This is a genomic window from Streptomyces sp. NPDC001530, assembly GCF_042894545.1.
Lineage (GTDB): Bacteria > Actinomycetota > Actinomycetes > Streptomycetales > Streptomycetaceae > Streptomyces.
The window spans coordinates 93,434-110,949 of sequence record NZ_JBIAVS010000004.1 but is presented as its reverse complement, the minus strand read 5'-3'; the positions used below and the strand labels follow the sequence as shown (position 1 = coordinate 110,949).

Genomic DNA, 17,516 nt, shown 5'->3' with positions numbered 1-17,516 from the left:
CCCTGCCCGTCCCGTCCCTGGGGGGCTCCGCCCCCCAGACCCCCCTAAAAGATTGCGCAGTTCCCCGCGCCCCTTCAGGGGCGCGGGGAACTGCGCGACCAGCCCCCACCCACCCGCAGCCGAAAGGCTGGTACGGGACGGGCAGGGGCGGAGGGGGCGAAAGAAGCTCCTCGCGGCCGACGGTCCGTACGAACGCACATGCGCGTACAGCCACCCCGATCGTGCAGCTCATGCGATGCGACAAGAGACTTCCGGCTTGCATCTGCGGCAGTATGATCGGCGCATGCCTGCCTGAGGAAGTACAGGATCAGAGGAGTAGCCCCGTGATGACCCGTGACGCTCGTCGGCCCCGCCGGACCCTGCAGATGGCGGGTGCGGCCGCCGCCGCGCTGCTGGCCCTGAGCGCGTGCTCCTCCTCCGACGACCCGTCGTCCACATCCGACTCCTCGGCCTCCTCGTCGGCGAAGCTCTCCGGCACGGTGACCGTCTTCGCCGCCGCCTCACTCAAGGAGAGCTTCCACACCCTGGGCAAGGAGTTCGAGAAGGAGCACCCCGGCACGAAGGTGGTCTTCAGCTTCGCCGGCAGCGACACACTCGCCGCGAGCATCACGGGCGGAGCCCCGGCGGACGTCTTCGCCGCGGCCAGCCCGAAGACGATGGCCATCGTCACGGACAAGAAGGACGCGGCGACCACGCCCGCCACCTTCGTCCGCAACCAGCTGGAGATCGCGACCCTCCCCGGCAACCCCGACAAGGTCGCCTCCCTGAAGGACCTCACCAAGTCCGGCCTCAAGGTCGTCCTCTGCGACAAGACGGTCCCGTGCGGCGCCGCCGCGCAGAAGGCGCTGGACGCCAGCAGCCTCAAGCTCACCCCGGTCTCCTACGAGGAGGACGTCAAGTCCGCCCTGAACAAGGTCGTACTGAAGGAGGCCGACGCCGCCGTCGTCTACAAGACCGATGTGAAGGCGGCGGGTGACAAGGTGGAGGGCGTGGAGTTCCCCGAGTCGGCGAAGGCCATCAACGACTACCCGATCGCCCTGCTCAAGGACGCGCCCAACGCGACCGCGGCGAAGGCGTTCATCGAGCTGGTGAAGTCCGCCGAGGGCCAGAAGGTCCTCACGGCGGCCGGGTTCCTGCAGCCATGACCGCCCTGGACAAGGCCGACACCGCGGTCGACACCCTGACCGGTGGGCCGCGGCGCCGGCGTGTCCGGACCCGTCGCCGGCTGGGCGCACCGCTGCCCCTTCTCCTGCCCGCCCTCGTCGGCCTGGCCTTCCTGCTCCTCCCCCTGATCGCCCTCCTCGTACGGGCCCCCTGGCGCAGCCTGCCCGACCAGCTGACCAGCACGGAGGTCTGGCAGGCGCTCCAGCTGTCCCTGGTCACCGCCACCGCGGCCACCGCGGTGAGCCTGGTCCTCGGCGTACCGCTCGCCTGGCTTCTCGCGCGTACGGACTTCCCGGGGCGCGGTTTCGTACGGGCCCTGGTAACGCTGCCCCTCGTGCTGCCACCGGTGGTGGGCGGCGTGGCCCTGCTGCTGGCCCTCGGCCGCAATGGCGTCGTCGGGCAGTGGCTGGACTCGGCCTTCGGGATCACGCTGCCGTTCACCACGGCCGGGGTGATCGTGGCCGAGGCGTTCGTGGCGATGCCGTTCCTCGTGATCAGCGTGGAGGGCACACTGCGGGCGGCCGATCCGCGCTACGAGGAGGCCGCCACGACGCTGGGCGCCTCCCGCTTCACCGCGTTCCGCCGGGTCACACTGCCGCTGATCGCGCCCGGGATCGCGGCGGGCTCCGTACTGGCCTGGGCCCGCGCGCTCGGCGAGTTCGGCGCGACGATCACCTTCGCGGGCAACTTCCCCGGCCGTACGCAGACCATGCCGCTGGCCGTGTACCTGGCCCTGCAGAACGACCCGGCCGCCGCCATCGCCCTCAGCCTCGTCCTGCTCGCCGTGTCGATCGCGGTCCTCGCGGGCTTGCGGGACCGCTGGATGACGGCGGCGTCATGACGGACGTATCCGCGTGGATGATGGTGACGTCATGACGGACACACCCCTCGACGACGTGCCCCACGCCCCCGACCACGGCTTCGCCGCCGACCAGGGCCTCGCGTCCGGCAAGGGCTTCGCCCACGACAAGGGCCTCGACGCCCGCCTCGTCGTCCACCGCGGCGCCTTCCACCTCGATGTCGCGCTGACCGCCTCCCCCGGCGACGTCGTCGCGCTGCTCGGCCCGAACGGCGCCGGCAAGACCACCGCGCTGCGGGCCTTGGCCGGACTCACTCCGCTGTCCGACGGGGGCCATCTGCGCCTGGACGGCGCCGCGTTGGACCGTACGCCGCCCGAGTCACGACCCGTCGGCGTGGTCTTCCAGGACTACCTGCTCTTCCCGCACCTGTCCGCGCTCGACAACGTGGCCTTCGGACCGCGCTGCCAGGGCGCGGGGAAGGCGGAGGCGCGGGCGCAGGCCGCCGCGTGGCTGGAGCGCATGGGACTGGCCGACCACGCCGGGGCCAAGCCGCGCCGCCTCTCCGGCGGGCAGGCCCAGCGCGTCGCCCTCGCCCGCGCGCTGGCCACCCACCCCCGGCTGCTCCTGCTGGACGAACCGCTGGCCGCGCTCGACGCCCGTACACGGCTCGACGTACGGGCCCAACTCCGGCGCCATCTGGCCGACTTCGAAGCCGTCGCCGTACTCGTGACGCACGACCCGCTGGACGCGATGGTGCTGGCCGACCGGCTCGTCGTCATCGAGCACGGCCGGGTCGTCCAGGACGGGACGCCGTCGGACATCGCCCGGCATCCGCGCACCGACTACATCGCCCAGCTGGTCGGCCTCAACCTCTACCGGGGGCAGGCCGAGGGCCACACCGTACGTCTCGACGCGGGCCCGGCGATCACCACGACCGAGGACCTCGACGGACCGGTCTTCGTGGCCTTCCCGCCCGGCGCCGTCACCCTGTTCCGCGACCGCCCGACCGGCTCCAGCGCCCGCAATCTGTGGCAGTGCCGGGTCGGCGGGCTGGAGAGCCACGGCGACCAGATCCGCGCGGACCTCACCGGCGAACTCCCGCTCGCCGCCGACCTGACGACGGTCGCCGCGGCGGAACTCGACCTGCACCCGGGCGCCACGGTCTGGGCGACGGTGAAGGCGGCGCAGACGCACGCGTATCCGGCGTGACTATCCCGTATCCGGCGTGACTATCCCGCGTCCTCGACCGGTACCGCGGAAGCGCGCACCATCACGCAGTCGAACTCGACCACCCGTCCCGTTGCCGCTTCCCGCGACACCGGGTACATGCCCGTGATCTCGAACCCGCTCTCCTCGTACACGGCGATCGCCTCGCCCATCCGGGGGCTGCCCTCGTACAGCCGCAGCGTCGCGACCTCGGACTGCATCCCGACGAACTCGGGGAGGCGGTCCCCGGCGCCCGCGAATACCTCCAGGTCGTACCCCTGGGTGTCCATCTTCAGATAGGGCCGGGGATCGGTGATCCCGGCGAGCGCCTTGTCCATCACGCCGTCGAGCCGGCGGATCTCGATGTCCTCGGTACGGGTCTTCGCGAACCGCTTGTAGCGGTCCTTGCCGTAATCGCTGGGCGGGAGAAGGGAGTTCATGGTGTTCCAACCCACATGGATGGACTGGGTGGCGTCCGCACGCCCCAGCCCCAGCTGGTACACCCACCAGTCGGGGTCGTCCTCGGCAGCCTTCTGGAGCTTGGCGAAGGCCTCCGCCGTGGGTTCGAAGGAGACGATCCGGCCGGTGTAGCCGAAGCGGCGCAACTGCCGTCCGTACTGGCCGGCGTTGGCGCCCACGTCGAAGACGCAGTTCACCTCGTACCGGTCGAGGAGGGCGGCGACGTGCTGGCCGCACAGATAGGAGGCCGCCGCCAGCTGGAACCGGCGTTCGTCCGTTGCCTTCTCGTCGAGGAGGAGACGGGCGCCGGTGTCGCCGAGGGGCACGCTCTTCCACGCCATGGCGCTGCCGCGCAGGACCAGGTCGGCGCCCGGCCCCACCGGCAGGCGGGTGCGCTTGCCGCGCCGGTAGACCACCGCTGCACCCGAACCGAGATCCAGAACCCGCACCCCTATCCGGGGAAGCAGCCCTAGCAGTTTTCTGTGAAGGGTCGGCATGACCACAGCCTTTCAGACATGCCGGGGCGTGCACCGGGAGTTGGTTGAACTGCTTTCCTCTGCGTGGTACAGGCATGTGGTGACCTCTCCAGAGACGCCGTCCGCCGTCCCTCCGCTCGCCGCCGAACTGGGCATGCAACCGCACCCCGAGGGCGGCTGGTTCGTCGAGACATGGGCGGCGCCGCAGGCCTTCCACCCCGACGGCTACCCCGGCCCCCGCGCCGCCGCGACCGCGATCTACTTCCTGCTCACCCCGCACGACACGTCCGCCTGGCACAGGGTGCGCTCCGACGAACTGTGGCTGTGGCACCGCGGCGGCCCCCTGGACCTGCTCCTCGGCGGCGACGGCAACACCCCCGAGTCCACCCCCACGGTCGTCCGCCTCGGCCCCGCCATCGAGGCCGGCGAACGCCCCCAGGCGCTCATCCCCGGCGGCGTCTGGCAGTCCGCCCGCCCGGCGACGGACCAGGAGGTCCTGGTCAGTTGCGTAGTGGCCCCCGGCTTCGACTACGAGGACTTCCGGATGCTCGACTCGGGGCTCTGAGACCCAGCGACCGAGACCTGCCCCGGACGGCCGTGTGGCGGCTTTGTGACGTACGGCGCTGGTTGCGGATCGCCAGGGGCGGGCATCACCCGGAGGCAGGACCGGCCGCGCACCGTATCGCGCGGGTCCCGGTCGGCGGGGATGGAGCCGCCGGGTGCCGGTTGTCCTGGGAGGGGGAAAGAGGTGTCAGTCATGCGTGCGCACCAGCGCGCCGTCCGGCCGACCGCCCGCGTGGAGTACACACTGCCGCGTGCGGCTGTCTCGGCGGGCAGGGCCCGCAGGTTGACGTCGGCGTTCCTCACCCGGCCGCGGCCGCTGATGGCGCCACCGACGGCCGACCAGGTGGACGACGCCACGCTGATCGCCTCCGAACTCGTCGCGAATGCCGTACGGCACGGCCGCACCGGCTGTCGGCTGCGCCTGCAGCTGGGGCACGGGCAGCTGACCGTCGAGGTCCACGACGACAGCCCCGGGCGGCCCCGCGTGGGCCCGCTGGACACTGACTCGGAGAGCGGCCGCGGACTCGCGATGGTCCAGCTCCTGGCCCACCGTCTGGAGGTCGTCAGCACCGGTTTCGGCGGCAAGACGGTGCGCGCGGTGCTGGCCGTGTAGTGCGGCGGAGTGCCGTGTAGTACCGCGGCCGAAATATTGTTTTGCTGCGCCGAAAGTGGGTAGAGCCGCCGGGAAATTCGCCAGAAATTCACGGGCATGCCGGGGGAAACAAAAAGCAGGTGGCCGGGGCCGCACCTCACGGTGCTGGCCCCGGCCACCTGTAAGCGTCGGCCGACTCGGAAGTCAGGCGTCAGCGGGTCCCGGACTAGGCGGGGACGATGTTCTCCGCCTGCGGGCCCTTCTGGCCCTGGGTGACGTCGAAGGTCACCTTCTGGCCTTCCTGGAGCTCACGGAAGCCCTGGGTGGCGATGTTCGAGTAGTGGGCGAAGACGTCGGCGCCGCCGCCGTCCTGCTCGATGAAGCCGAAGCCCTTTTCCGCGTTGAACCACTTCACGGTGCCAGTAGCCATGTCATATCTCCTTCGGGGCAAAGCTCGAAGGCCCACACTGTGTGGACCCGCGTCGCCGCGATGATTGCCCCGTCCGGAAAACGCACCGGAAAAACTTTGGGAACCACAACTGCAACTGATATCGACACTAGCACGGTACGGCTCCCGGAGGGTGGCGCACTATCTCACTCCGTCCGGGGGAATAAAAAATTCTGGCGGCGCCGCGATCCAATTTCTACATCGGCCGAAACAGATATGCGCGCAGTTCCGCGTTGAGCCGCAGCGCTTCCTCCAGGCGGTCCTCCAGGGTCACGATGCGGCAGGCCGCCTCGACCGGAGTGCCCTGGTCGACCAGGTCGCGGGCGCGGGCCGCGACGCGCAGCTGGCTGCGGGAGTAGCGGCGGTGGCCGCCCCCGGAGCGCAGCGGGGTGATCAGTCCCGCCTCGCCGACGGCGCGCAGGAACGCGGGGGTGGCACCGATCATCTCGGCGGCGCGGCCCATCGTGTACGCGGGGTAGTCGTCGTCTTCGAAACGGTCGGTGGGGCTCGCTTCGGTGGGGGTCGCTGTAGGTCCCTGGGGCAGGTGCATCACCTCCACTCTGACAGATCGACGGAAGCCAGCCCAAGGGTGTCCGCCAACGGGCGGAGCCGGGTTGGGCCCGGGGCCGACCCTGGCTCACCCGGACGGCCCGGTGCGCTGGTGGGAGCCCGTGGCCGGTGGTGGCGTGGGAGGACACACCGTGTTCTCGGGAGGCCGCCGCCATGAACCGTCCGTCCTGTCTCCTCGCGTCCGCCCTGACCGCGGGCATGCTGCTGTCGACGGCCGCGTGTTCGAGCCTCGGCGGCTTCGGTGGTTCCGGCCGTACGGGGGTCTCCGCGTCGCCCGCGGCCAAGGACTCCCCTGCGGCGTCCGCCGTCCGCACGCTGAGCGAGGAGCAGGCCCAGGCCGCGCTGATCACCAACTCCGACCTGGGGTCGCAGTGGACCGAGACAGAGGGCTCGGCGACCTGGCGGGACGCGCTGCTCAAGAGCAAGGTCGACACGGAGGCCTTCGTCACGGACAAGGGGAACGCCGCCGACTGTCAGCAGCTGCTGGACGGTCTCTACGCGGAGGACCTGCTCGGGGAGCCCAAGGGGGCCCGGGGCGTCACCGGCTTCGACGACAGCAACGACAGCGACGACAGCGACGACGACGGGCAGATGCACTACCAGGTCGCTGCGTACGGGCAGGCCGAGGTGGAGGCGAAGTTGGCGTGGCTGAAGACGCTGCCGGACACATGCGACCAGTTCACGGCCGTGGACAACAAGGGTGGACAGCAGACTGTCCAGGTCATCTCGACATCGCTGCCGGACGTGGGCGACGCCCGACAGGGTCTGCGCGTCACCATGACCGGCGAGTTGGAGGGCGATCCCTCGACGCTGACGCTGGACTTCGCCGCCGTGCGGGTCGGCGACAGCGCCCTGTCCCTCACCAACGGCGGCCTCGACGGCGCCGACGAGGACTCCACCCAACAGGCCGCCCAGGCCGGCGCCCAACGCCTCAAGGACGTCCTGGCCGGCAAGACACCCCCACCCACCGAGGGCTGACCCCGCCGAACCCGTGGGCGAAGAAAACGCTGGTGGTCGGCCGGGGGCGGCGTCAGCTCATTCGGTCGACCGCTTCCTTGGCCTCTTTGAGGTCGGCGCCCGTGGCCTCGCGGTAGGCCTTGATGGCCTGGATCTTCTTGCCGTCGCGGAGGAGGGCGGCGACCTGAGGGAGCTGCGGGTCGTCCTGGTGGAGGCCGAGGTGGTCGAGGATCAGGTCGAGTTTGTGCTCGACGCGGGCGATCCTGCGGTCGGCACGGCCGAGCTTGCTTTCCAGTCCCGCGAAGCTCGCGATCATGAGCGCGGCGAGGACGAAGAGACCCGTTATTTCCATGGTCACCGATCCTAGGACGCGTCGGCCGGCGAGCCGATGCGGCGCAACAGGCCCAGCAGCGTGGCCCGTTCGTCGGCTGTGAGCGGCGCGAAGGAAGCCGTGAGGACGTCCAGGGTCACCGCACGGCCCGCCACGAGCACGCGTTCGCCCGCCTCCGTGAGGTGGTGTTCGAAGCCGGTCACCTGCCCCACATCGAACAGCCCGCCGCGACCTTCGCCGCCCTCGACGCCCACCTGGACATCACGAGCGGCACGGCCGTCTAACCGCCCGAGGTTCCCGTGCCGCCCACACCCGAAGTCGCCGCGGGGGGCGTGGTCGTCGGCCTCACGGTCGGCGAGGGCGAGGGTGCCCTCCCCTCGATCTCGATCACCGAGCCCGGACTCAGCTGCTCGTACAGCCACTTCGCGTCGGTCTGGCGCAGGCCGATCCAGCCGGTCGTGCGGTCATAGTTGCCGGGGGCCTTCTCGTCGTAGGTGAGGGCGGCGATGTAGTTCGTCCGGCCGGTCCCGTCGGAGGCGCTGAGTTCGATCACCCAGGGGACCTTGAGGCTGTAGTCGTCCTTGATACCGGCCTCTTCGCCGGGCATCAGCTTGACGGGCTCCTTCGCGGTGACCGTCATCCGGACCGCCGCCGTGGGCCGCCACGCGGAGCCGGACGACAGCGGCAGCTCCCGGCCCGCGACCGAGATCACCCGCCGTGAGAGGTCGACCGTGGCGTCGGGCGCGGCCGGAAGGCTGGGCGTGCCGGTGGGGCTCGCGGCCGGGGACGGGCGCTGGTCCGTGCCGCCGCCGAGATTCATGACCACGGCGAGGGCCAGTCCCGCCACGGCACAGGCGCCGGTCACGGCGAAGGCCGTACGGCGGCGACGTCGACGGCGTACCGCCCGGACGCGGATCTCCGCGCCCGACAACGACGGGAGCGTCTCGCCCTGGGCCGCCACCTCCCGCAGGTCCGAGGTGAGTTCATCGGACACGGTCGTCCTCCCTCTCCCCCTCGTCGGCCGGGTCCGCCGCATCCGCCGCCGCATCCGCCGAGTCCGCCGACAGCACCCGCGCCAGCGCCGCCCGGCCGCGGGACAGGCGGGCCTTGACCGTGCCCACGGGGGCACCGGTTTCGGAGGCTACCTGCTCGACACTGAGGTCGCACAGATGGTGCAGGACCAGCGCCCTGCGCTGCGCCTCCGGCAGCGTGCGCAGCGCGGCGACCAGCGCGGTGCGCTCGGGGTCGGGTCCCGGCGTGTGCTCGGGCGGCGGTGTGCGCCGTACGAGCTCCAGCCAGTGGCGCGCACGGCGCCAGCGGCTCACCGCGAGCCGCATCGCCACGGTCCGTATCCACGCCTCGGGTGCCCCGTCGGCGAGGAACTCCCGCCGCCGGTCCCAGGCGCGTACGAACGCCTCCTGGACGACGTCCTGCGCCTCGCCGTGGTCCCCGGTGAAGGCGTAGAGCTGGCCGGTCAGCCGGGGGAACGCGGTCGCGTAGAACGCGTCGAACTCTTCCTCGGTCATGCCCCCCGCCGGAGTTTCCGGAAATTCCGCGGCCCGATGCAACCCGGCCGTCCCTGCCGTGCGTACAGGTCCCGTACGTCGCACATCGAAACACACCTCAGGGGGATCACGATGACCACGGGACTCAGGGGCGGCCGCGGCCGGTTCGCCCGCGCCTGGAGCGCGGCGGCCGTGTGCGCGCTGGCGCTCACGGGCTGCTCGGCGCGGGCGTTGGCCGACGGAAACGGAGGTACGGACGCCGAGCCGAAGGGCACCGCGACCGTCAACCCCGCAGGCAGACCGACGTCCACGTCCAAGCCCGCGCCCCAACCTCTCAAGTCCCTGAAGGGCGTACGGGTCAACGTCGCCGACGGGCAGACCGTGGGCGTCGGCATGCCCATCTCCGTGACCTTCGACCATGTGATACCTGCCGCCGAACGGGCGGACGTGGAGCGGCAGTTGAAGGTCACCGCGGATGCCGAGGGTTCCTGGAGCTGGGTCAAGGACCGCAATCTGCTGGACGGGCAGCGCGTCGACTTCCGGCCGCGCGCGTACTGGAAGCCCGGCACCGAGGTCACCGTCCGGGCCGGTGCCGGGATCACTCGCCATGTCACGGTGGGCCGCTCCCTCGTCGCGACGGTCGATGTCCGTACACACACCATGACGGTGGAGAAGGCCGGTTCGACGCGCCGCGTTCCGATCACCGCGGGCGCCCCGGGCATGGACACCTGGAACGGCACGATGGTCGTCTCCGACAAGGCGACCAAGGTCTTCATGGACGCGCACACGGTCGGCTACGGCGACGCGTACGCGGGCTATTACTCCTACGCCGTGCACCTCACCACCTCGGGCACCTACCTGCACCAGAACCCGAAGGCCAACACGTACGCCGGCCACCAGAACGTCACCCACGGGTGCGTCGGGCTCGCCACCGACGGCACGGCGAAGCGCTTCTACGACGAGGTCATCCCCGGCGACGTCGTCACGGTCGTCGGCTCCAAGGACACGGTGGCCGTCGGCAATGGATACGGCGACTGGAACTTGAGCTGGGAGCAGTGGCGGGCGGGGAGCGCGCTCTCGTGAAGCCCGCGCGAGAAATGTCGGCTCCGGTGTCATCCGGGGTGCGGGTGACCGGAGTTTGGAGGAGTGGAGAGGCGTCCTCCAGTCCGATTCGTACATCGCACATCGCTACATCGCGAGGAGTTGTCCGTTCATGACACGGATACAGAAGTACATGGCCGCCACCGCGGTCGCCGTCGCACTGGTCGGGGCGCCTGCGGTGTCGTACGCCGCCTCACAGGGGAAGGCGGCGCACGGCACCGACCGGCAGGCCGTCCCGGTCACCAAGTCCGTTGCCACGAAAACAAAGTCGCAGGCAAAGTCGCATGCGAAGGCGAAGGCGCCGGCGGCCCGTGTCGTCGCGTCGGGCGAGCACGTGAAGGTCCCCGGCGGTGCGGAGATCTGGCTCACCGAGGAGGGCAAGTACTGGACGACGCCCGAGAATCCCGAGCCGCAGTTCCGCAGCGTCGTCGACGGGAACATCGACCTGACGCGGCCCGGCGTGTCGATGCAGACGGAGGGCGTGGACGGCCGCTACTTCCTCTCCGGCCTGTACTACGGCGGCAAGGGCACCGCGTCCCGCGTCGACGTGGAGACCGCTGCCGGGACCGTGCACGGCAAGCTGCTGGAGCTGGCGGGCAAGCCCGGCTGGGGCGTCTGGTACGCCACCGCCGACGTGCCGACGACCGATGACCACGGCGGCCTCGACTTCTTCGGCAGCGTCACCGTCTACACCACCAAGGGCAAGGTCTACGCCCAGCTGAAGCTGAACTGAGCGTGCGGGCGGGGGAGCCGGGTTGTTCAGGTCTCGGCTCCCCCGCACCGCCCCCACCCCCCACGTACCCGACCCGAGGGACCGCCGGCCGTGCCGCACAACCCCACCGACGACGCCTCCCAGGCCCTCACCGTCTCTTCCCAAGTCGCCGCCGAGAGCGGTGACTTCGCCGCGTACGCCACCGCGGCCTGGCCCCGCCTGGTCCGCACCGCGCACATGCTCACCGGCGACTTCCACGAGGCCGAGGATCTCGTCCAGACCACGCTGGCCAAGGTCTACGCACGCTGGCGGCGCATTCCGCGCGATGACGTCGACTTCTACGTACGCCGCTCGCTGGTCAACAACAACCTCAGCCGGGTGCGCAAGAGACGGGTCGCGCATCTGCTGATGCCGTTCCTGCCCGAGCGGGTGCACCAGCGCGAGCCCGGGCACGCGGAGGCCGTCGAGCAGCGGGCGGCCCTGGACGAGGCGCTGGCCGCGCTGTCGGCCCGGCAGCGTGCCGTGATGGTGCTGCGCTACTGGGAGGACCTGAGCGAGGCCGAGACAGCGCAGCTGCTCGGCTGCTCGGTCGGCACCGTCAAGACCCATGCCCGGCGCGGCCTGGAAGCCCTGCGCGCCCACCCCTTGTTCGCCGGCCGACACCCCGTTTCCGGAGCCCGCCCATGAACCACCCGTTCCGTTCCGCGCGCCCCCCGGCCGAGGCCGAGCGGCTGCGCGAGGCGTTCACCGAGGCCGCCTACGACGTCACGCCCTCCGCGGTGCCGCTGGCCGCCATCGAGCGCGAGGGCCGCCGGCGCAGGCGGCGCCGCAGGACCGCCGTGCTGGGGGCCGCCTGCGGGGCGCTGCTCGTGCCGCTGGCGGTGGTGGTGCTCCGCGACGGAGTGCCTTCCGGGCCCAGCGAGCGGGTGAAGCCGCCCGCCGCGGGCGCCGGCACCCCGAGCCCCTCCCCCTCGGCGCCCGCGGGGCAGGTGCGGGTCGTGACGCCCGGCGAGCGGGTGCAGGTCGCGCCCGGCACCAAGATCTGGCTGACCGAGGAGGGCAAGCACTGGCTGGAACCGGGGGCGCCCGGCGCCCAGTTCCGCAGCGTCAGCGACGGCAACCTCGACATGAGCAAACCCGGCGTCAGCCTCCAGGAGTCGGGGGAGGAGGGCGGCTACTTCCTCTCCGGCATCTTCCACGGCAAGGGCGAACCGGCGCGCGTCGAGGTCACGACCGTCGCGGGCGCCCGCAACGGCACCGCGCTCACGCTCGCGGGCAAGCCCGGCTGGGGCGTCTGGTACCTGGAGATGAAGATTCCGAAGTCCCTGACGTCCAGGGACACCATGTTCGGCGTCACCAAGAGAGTCACGGTGTACGACTCGGCCGGCGGGGTGATCGCGAGCGAGGAGTTCACGCCGTGAGGGCCGGAAGGACCGGAAGGACCGGAAGGACCGGGAGGACCGGGAGGACCGGGAGGACCGGAAGGACCGGAAGGACCGGAAGGACCGGGAGGACCGAAGGGGCCGAAGGAGCCGACAAGGTCGACAAATCTGGCGCGAATGCCACGGCCACGGCGGCTGTGCAGCGCACCCGAGCCCGTATGGCCCGCTTCCTCCGCACCCGCCGCATCCGGGCCCGCCGCACCCGCGGCCGACGCCTGCGCCGCGCGCTGATCGCGCTGCTCGTCGTCCTGCTCACCCTCGTCGGCGCCGCCGTGGTGGCGTACAAGCTGACGGTGATCCCCGAGCCGCACCCGGAGACGGCGATGCAGAGCACGGTCTTCGTGGACGTCCACGGGGGCTACCTGGGGCGGCGCGGCCCGGTCGACCGCCAGGAGGTGCCGCTCGCGCAGGTGCCGCGGCATGTGCAGGAGGCGGTGATCGCGGCGGAGAACCGCTCCTTCCGTACGGACACGGGGATCTCGCCGAGCGCCATCGCCCGGGCGGCGTGGTCGACGGTGAGCGGGGGCAGCCGGCAGGGCGGTTCCACGATCACCCAGCAGTACGTGAAGAACGCGCTGCTCACCCCGGAGCAGTCCTTGTCCCGCAAGGCGCGCGAGGCTCTGATCGCGATCAAGCTGGACCGGACCCGGTCGAAGGACGAGATCCTGGAGGGCTACCTCAACACGGTGTACTTCGGCCGCGGCGCGGCGGGCATCCAGGCCGCCGCGCGCAACTACTTCGGCGTGGACGCGGACGACTTGACGGTCAGTCAGGGTGCGGCGCTGGCGGCCATCGTCAACATCCCCTCGTACTACGAGAAGGCGGGCTCGGACGCGAAGGTGACAGCGAAGCTGACGCACCGGTGGGAGTGGGTGCTGGACGCGATGGCCGACAGCGGGGCCATCACGCCCGCTCAGCGCGGCGCGGCCCGCTTCCCGGCGTTCCGCTTCTATCCGCCCGGTGACACGGACGGCCAGCGCCAGTACCTGATCGACGCGGCCGCGGCCGAGGCCGCCGACCGGCTGGGCATCACCCAGGACGAGCTGGCCCGCGGCGGCTACACCGTCCGCACCACCTTCGACCTCACGGCGCAGGACGCGGCGGCGGAGCTGGTGGCCGACCAGCGGCCCGTGAAGAACACCCGGCTCCACACGGCGGTCGTCGCGCTGGTGCCGGACGACGGCGCCGTCCGCGTGCTGTACGGCGGCGCTGACTACGCTCGGCAGCCGTTCAACGACGCGCTGCACGGAGCGGTGGAGGCCGGCACAGCGCTCGAGCCCTTCACGGCGGCGAAGCTGGGCGCTCCGCTGACCGCGCTGCCCAGGACCGCGGCACCCACCCCGCTCCGCCTGGCCGCCGCGTACGCCACGGCGGCGGCCCGGGGCACCTACGCCGAGCCGTACACGGTCCAGAAGATCACCCGAGCGGGCCGCACCGTCTACACGGCCCACCGGCACACCCGTACCGCGATGGACCAGGACGCGGCGGTGCTGATCACCAAACGCCTGTACTCCGCCGCGCCGGCCGGCCCCCTGCCCACCTTCACCGGCAGTGCCGGAACGCGCACCCTCTGGCAGACCACGTACGACGATCGACTCGCCGTCACGACCGCCCTCTTCGCCCAGCACCCCGCCCGCGGCAAGCACCCGGCCCGACCGGCCCAGCTGCCCGCCACCGCCTCGGATCTCGCCGCCCGCGTCACCGCCGACGTACGCGACCGACTGGCCCCAACGGCCTCGGGAACCCCCAGTCGCAGTGGGATCGAGACCATCAAGCCCTACCGTCCGCAAATTTAGGGCCCATACTGGCTACACGATGACGAAACCCTCCGCGCCCCGGCGCCACCTGCCCACCAGCCCCTTCGCCGCCCCGGTCGTCCCGGTGGCCAAGGAGTTCAGCCTCGGAGACCGCGTCTCCCACGACCAGTACGGCCTGGGCACGATCGTCGGCGTCGAAGAGGGCATCGCGATGCTCGTCGACTTCGGCGCCCGCCAGGTCCGCGTCCTCAGCCCCTACACCCGGATGGACCGGCTCTGACCCGCACGCTGTGACGCAACCGCACCCCCCGGCCACCTCACCCCGCGGCAGCGGCCTCCGCAGGTTGCCGGGGCCGCGGTGTGCGGCGGTCCACGCGCCCGTCGGGCGCGACGGGGAAGCCCCCGGCGGCCTGTTTCGTAGCGATGAGTGACGCGCCCCGCACTCAGCGCATCAAGCGAACCTCAGCGCCCCGAACGGCCCACACGGCTAGCCCCCCGCCTGCCCGCGGCACAGGCTGGGCGTATGACTGTCCCGGCGCGTGACGAGCTTCCCTTCGACGATCTCGCGGACTTCGAGAACGCCGATCGGGGGTTCATCGCGGCGTTGGTGCCCGGTGTGGTCCGGGACGGGGAGGGGCGGGTGGTGTACGACGGGGACGCGTACGCGTTCCTCGACGGTGACTGCCCGGAGACGGCGCATCCGAGTCTGTGGCGGCAGGCACGGCTGTGTGCGCGGCAGGGGTTGTACGAGGTCACCGAGGGTGTGTATCAGGTCCGGGGGCTCGACCTTTCGAACATGACCGTCGTCGAGGGCAAGCGGGGCGTGATCGTCGTCGACCCGTTGATTTCCACCGAGTGTGCCGCGGCCGCCCTCGGGCTCTATCGCGAGCACCGGGGGCAGCGGCCCGTGACCGGGCTGATCTACACGCACTCGCACGTCGATCACTTCGGCGGCGCGCGCGGGGTGCTGCCGCACGGGGGTGAGGGCGAGGTGCCGGTGCTCGCGCCCGAGGGGTTCCTGGAGCACGCGGTCAGCGAGAACGTGTACGCCGGGAACGCGGTGTCGCGGCGGGCCGAGTTCATGCACGGGACGCGGCTGCCGAAGGGGCCGGGCGGGCACATCGGCACCGGGCTCGGCACCATCATCTCCACCGGCGGCATCGGGCTCGTCGCGCCCACCGTGGACATCACGCGCACCGGGCAGGACGAGACCGTCGACGGCGTACGGTTCGTCTTCCAGCTGACGCCCGGCACCGAAGCGCCCGCCGAGATGAACTTCCTGCTGTCCGAGCAGCGCGCCCTGTGCGTGGCCGAGAACGCCAGCCACACCCTGCACAACCTGCTCACCCTGCGCGGCGCGCTCGTCCGCGACGCCCGAGTCTGGGCGCGGTACCTCGACGAGGCGATGGACATCTTCGGCGACGCGTACGACGTCGCCTTCGGGTCGCATCACTGGCCGACCTGGGGGAGGGAGAACGTCGTCCGATTCCTGGGCGAGCAGCGGGACTTGTACGCCTACCTGCACGACCAGACCCTCCGCCTCCTCAACAACGGCCTCACCGGCGCCGAGATCGCCGAGGAGCTGCGCCTGCCCCCCGCCCTGGAGAACTCCTGGCACGCACGGGGGTACTACGGATCGGTGAGCCACAACGTCAAGGCCGTCTACCAGCGGTACATGGGCTGGTACGACGGCAATCCCGCCCACCTCTGGGAGCATCCGCCCGTCGAACTCGCCCGACGCTACGTTGAGTTGGGGGGCGGGGCGCAGCAGGTACTCGACAAGGCCCGGGCGTACGCCGATGACGGCGACCTTCGCTTCGCCGCCACCCTCCTCAATCACGTCGTCTTCGCCGACCCGGACCATACGGGGGCCAAGGAAGCCCTCGCCGCCGTCTACGACCGCCTCGGACACGGCGCCGAGAACGGCACCTGGCGCAACTTCTATCTCACCGCAGCCCTGGAGCTGCGCGAGGGCGCGGCCGCCATCGAGGTCGACATGACCGGCTCCGAGATGGCCTCCGAGTTGACCGTGAGCATGCTGCTCGACTCGCTCGCCGTCCGCATCGACGGCCCGCGCGCCTGGAACGAGCACCTGACCCTCGACTTCATCGTCATCGACGAGCAGCGCCGGCACCGGGTCAATCTCCACCACGGCGCCCTCACGCATCGCAGCATGCCGATCCACCACACACCCAAGCCGCACGCGGGCCTGACGCTGATCCTCACCCGGCCCGAACTGCTCGGCCTGCTCTCCGGCAAGGGCCTCGCCGGCATCGAGACGGACGGCGACACGGAACTCCTCGCCCGGCTCCTCTCCTACGTCTCCGAGCCGGACAAGGCCTTCCCGATCGTCACCCCGTAGGTGGTTCTTCGCCCCCTCCGCCCCTACCCGTCCCGTACCAGCCTTTCGGCTGCGGGTGGGTGGGGGCTTGTCGCGCAGTTCCCCGCGCCCCTTCAGGGGCGCGGGGAACTGCGCAATCTTTTAGGGGGGTCTGGGGGCGCAGCCCCCAGATACGGGACGGGTAGGGGCGGAGGGGGCGAAGAAAACCCGGCCTCAGCCGCCCGCCGTCGAGGTCTTGCTGTACCGGTCCGGCGGCATGCCCACCGTCGCCGTGAAGTCGCGGACCAGGTGGGACTGGTCGCTGTAGCCGAGCTCGGCGGCCAGCGCCGCCCAGTCGATGGCCCCCTCGCGGGCGGCGAGATCCGCGGCCTGGTGGATCCGGGAGCGGTTGATGACCCACTTGGGGCTGAGCCCGACATGCTCGGCGAACAACCGCTGAAGCGTCCGCGCGTTCATCCCCAGCCGCTCGGCGAGATCACCGACCCGGGTGAGGGACGTGTCGGCGACGATGAGGTCGACCACGCCGTTCAGGGCGGCGGTCCTGGGCAGCGGGTCCGTACCGAGCGAGCGGAGGAAGGTCTCGACGACGGCCGTGCATGCGTTCACGTCGTCGGCCGCGCCCAGGACCCGGGCGATGTCGTCGACCTCCCCCCCGAACACCTCCGCCGCCACCAACCGCTGTCCCGCGATCTTTGACACCGCACCCCGCAGGAACGGCCGGAAGCCGGCGGGCCGGAACTTGACGCCGAGGACCTGCCCACGGCCCTCCAGCCGACGTACGAATTCATGCGGAGAAATGGCCTCGACGGTCGCGGCGCCCGCCTCGAAGACCAGGTGCGAGGCGGGGTGCGGGATCACGCGCTGCTCGTACGTCTCCCCGTCGGGCAGGTCCCAGCGGACGACCCAGTAGCGGTCGACGGCCCAGGCCAGGTCGGCCGAGGGCTCGTGCCGGGTCAGCGTGAAGCGCTCGAACCCGGCCCGGGGGTCGACGATGCCACGGGTGTCCTGTTCCGCTTCCGCCGGCCGAGTCACGCGACCACCGTAACGAGGTCACCGGGGCAGCGGAGGCGAAGTGTCGTGTTTCTTCAAGA

General features: G+C 71.3%; 21 protein-coding genes. 13 read left to right on the top strand and 8 right to left on the bottom strand.

Annotated elements, in window-relative coordinates; all coding sequences use genetic code 11:
- The first annotated feature begins 326 nt into the window (after positions 1 to 326).
- Genes modA through ACFY0T_RS08465 form a run of 3 tightly spaced genes read left to right on the top strand, consistent with a single transcriptional unit; the run spans position 327 to position 3,173 of the window.
- Positions 327 to 1,145, top strand: coding sequence for a molybdate ABC transporter substrate-binding protein (gene modA / locus ACFY0T_RS08475; RefSeq protein WP_388866009.1), 819 nt, complete (start codon positions 327 to 329; stop codon positions 1,143 to 1,145).
- Entirely contained in the window at positions 1,142 to 2,005 is an 864-nt protein-coding gene (locus tag ACFY0T_RS08470) for an ABC transporter permease (RefSeq protein WP_388866005.1), read from the top strand. Before modA ends, ACFY0T_RS08470 begins: the two co-directional genes overlap by 4 nt.
- A gap of 31 nt (positions 2,006 to 2,036) precedes the next feature.
- Positions 2,037 to 3,173, top strand: a complete 1,137-nt coding sequence (locus ACFY0T_RS08465; RefSeq protein ID WP_388866002.1) for an ABC transporter ATP-binding protein — start codon at positions 2,037 to 2,039, stop codon at positions 3,171 to 3,173.
- A gap of 20 nt (positions 3,174 to 3,193) precedes the next feature.
- On the opposite strand, the gene ACFY0T_RS08460 is transcribed toward ACFY0T_RS08465, so the two are convergent.
- Positions 3,194 to 4,126: an FkbM family methyltransferase gene (locus ACFY0T_RS08460; protein ID WP_388865999.1), complete on the bottom strand. Its 933-nt coding sequence runs from the start codon at positions 4,124 to 4,126 to the stop codon at positions 3,194 to 3,196.
- Between the two features lie 79 nt (positions 4,127 to 4,205).
- Between ACFY0T_RS08460 and ACFY0T_RS08455 the strand changes: the two genes are divergently transcribed.
- The gene (locus tag ACFY0T_RS08455; RefSeq protein WP_388865996.1) at positions 4,206 to 4,670 is read left to right on the top strand and encodes a cupin domain-containing protein; all 465 of its coding nucleotides are present in this window, start codon (positions 4,206 to 4,208) and stop codon (positions 4,668 to 4,670) included.
- A 192-nt stretch (positions 4,671 to 4,862) separates the two neighbouring features.
- On the top strand, positions 4,863 to 5,282 hold the full coding sequence (locus ACFY0T_RS08450; protein ID WP_388865993.1) for an ATP-binding protein: 420 nt from the start codon (positions 4,863 to 4,865) through the stop codon (positions 5,280 to 5,282).
- A gap of 205 nt (positions 5,283 to 5,487) precedes the next feature.
- On the opposite strand, the gene ACFY0T_RS08445 is transcribed toward ACFY0T_RS08450, so the two are convergent.
- Both ACFY0T_RS08445 and ACFY0T_RS08440 read right to left on the bottom strand, forming a co-directional pair.
- Complete coding sequence (locus ACFY0T_RS08445) at positions 5,488 to 5,691, bottom strand: cold-shock protein (protein WP_010986199.1); 204 nt, start codon at positions 5,689 to 5,691, stop codon at positions 5,488 to 5,490.
- A 214-nt stretch (positions 5,692 to 5,905) separates the two neighbouring features.
- Entirely contained in the window at positions 5,906 to 6,259 is a 354-nt protein-coding gene (locus tag ACFY0T_RS08440) for a MerR family transcriptional regulator (protein WP_388865990.1), read from the bottom strand.
- 173 nt (positions 6,260 to 6,432) lie between these two features.
- On the opposite strand from ACFY0T_RS08440, the gene ACFY0T_RS08435 reads away from it, so the two are divergent.
- Positions 6,433 to 7,257 carry a hypothetical protein gene (locus tag ACFY0T_RS08435; protein WP_388865987.1) on the top strand — a complete coding sequence of 275 codons (825 nt, stop codon included), beginning with the start codon at positions 6,433 to 6,435 and terminating at the stop codon, positions 7,255 to 7,257.
- A 52-nt stretch (positions 7,258 to 7,309) separates the two neighbouring features.
- Here ACFY0T_RS08435 and ACFY0T_RS08430 read toward each other — a convergent pair whose 3' ends face one another.
- The 4 genes from ACFY0T_RS08430 to ACFY0T_RS08415 form a co-directional block, all read right to left on the bottom strand.
- A complete protein-coding gene (locus tag ACFY0T_RS08430; protein WP_388865985.1) occupies positions 7,310 to 7,588 on the bottom strand; it encodes a ribosomal protein L7/L12 in 279 nt (92 codons plus the stop codon).
- 11 nt (positions 7,589 to 7,599) lie between these two features.
- Entirely contained in the window at positions 7,600 to 7,770 is a 171-nt protein-coding gene (locus ACFY0T_RS08425) for a hypothetical protein (RefSeq protein ID WP_388865982.1), read from the bottom strand.
- A 77-nt stretch (positions 7,771 to 7,847) separates the two neighbouring features.
- On the bottom strand, positions 7,848 to 8,561 hold the full coding sequence (locus ACFY0T_RS08420) for a L,D-transpeptidase (RefSeq protein ID WP_388865979.1): 714 nt from the start codon (positions 8,559 to 8,561) through the stop codon (positions 7,848 to 7,850).
- Positions 8,551 to 9,093 (bottom strand): SigE family RNA polymerase sigma factor, encoded by a 543-nt coding sequence (locus ACFY0T_RS08415; protein WP_388865977.1) that lies wholly within the window; start codon positions 9,091 to 9,093, stop codon positions 8,551 to 8,553. Before ACFY0T_RS08415 ends, ACFY0T_RS08420 begins: the two co-directional genes overlap by 11 nt.
- A 111-nt stretch (positions 9,094 to 9,204) precedes the next feature.
- Between ACFY0T_RS08415 and ACFY0T_RS08410 the strand changes: the two genes are divergently transcribed.
- The 7 genes from ACFY0T_RS08410 (at position 9,205) to ACFY0T_RS08380 (ending at position 16,446) form a co-directional block, all read left to right on the top strand.
- Positions 9,205 to 10,155 carry a L,D-transpeptidase gene (locus ACFY0T_RS08410; RefSeq protein WP_388865975.1) on the top strand — a complete coding sequence of 317 codons (951 nt, stop codon included), beginning with the start codon at positions 9,205 to 9,207 and terminating at the stop codon, positions 10,153 to 10,155.
- Positions 10,156 to 10,285: 130 nt separating this feature from the next.
- Positions 10,286 to 10,906, top strand: coding sequence for a hypothetical protein (locus ACFY0T_RS08405; protein WP_388865972.1), 621 nt, complete (start codon positions 10,286 to 10,288; stop codon positions 10,904 to 10,906).
- A gap of 198 nt (positions 10,907 to 11,104) precedes the next feature.
- Positions 11,105 to 11,572 (top strand): SigE family RNA polymerase sigma factor, encoded by a 468-nt coding sequence (locus tag ACFY0T_RS08400; protein WP_388867013.1) that lies wholly within the window; start codon positions 11,105 to 11,107, stop codon positions 11,570 to 11,572.
- Complete coding sequence (locus tag ACFY0T_RS08395; RefSeq protein ID WP_388865969.1) at positions 11,569 to 12,306, top strand: hypothetical protein; 738 nt, start codon at positions 11,569 to 11,571, stop codon at positions 12,304 to 12,306. The genes ACFY0T_RS08400 and ACFY0T_RS08395 overlap by 4 nt, the downstream gene beginning before the upstream one ends.
- 179 nt (positions 12,307 to 12,485) lie before the next feature.
- A complete protein-coding gene (locus ACFY0T_RS08390; protein ID WP_388865966.1) occupies positions 12,486 to 14,123 on the top strand; it encodes a transglycosylase domain-containing protein in 1,638 nt (545 codons plus the stop codon).
- A 19-nt stretch (positions 14,124 to 14,142) separates the two neighbouring features.
- The gene (locus ACFY0T_RS08385; RefSeq protein ID WP_081218430.1) at positions 14,143 to 14,364 is read left to right on the top strand and encodes a hypothetical protein; all 222 of its coding nucleotides are present in this window, start codon (positions 14,143 to 14,145) and stop codon (positions 14,362 to 14,364) included.
- 243 nt (positions 14,365 to 14,607) lie between these two features.
- Positions 14,608 to 16,446, top strand: coding sequence for an alkyl/aryl-sulfatase (locus tag ACFY0T_RS08380; protein ID WP_388865963.1), 1,839 nt, complete (start codon positions 14,608 to 14,610; stop codon positions 16,444 to 16,446).
- A 192-nt stretch (positions 16,447 to 16,638) separates the two neighbouring features.
- Here the strand turns inward: ACFY0T_RS08380 and ACFY0T_RS08375 are convergent, their stop codons facing one another.
- The gene (locus tag ACFY0T_RS08375; protein WP_388865960.1) at positions 16,639 to 17,457 is read right to left on the bottom strand and encodes a DUF6597 domain-containing transcriptional factor; all 819 of its coding nucleotides are present in this window, start codon (positions 17,455 to 17,457) and stop codon (positions 16,639 to 16,641) included.
- Positions 17,458 to 17,516 lie beyond the last annotated feature (59 nt).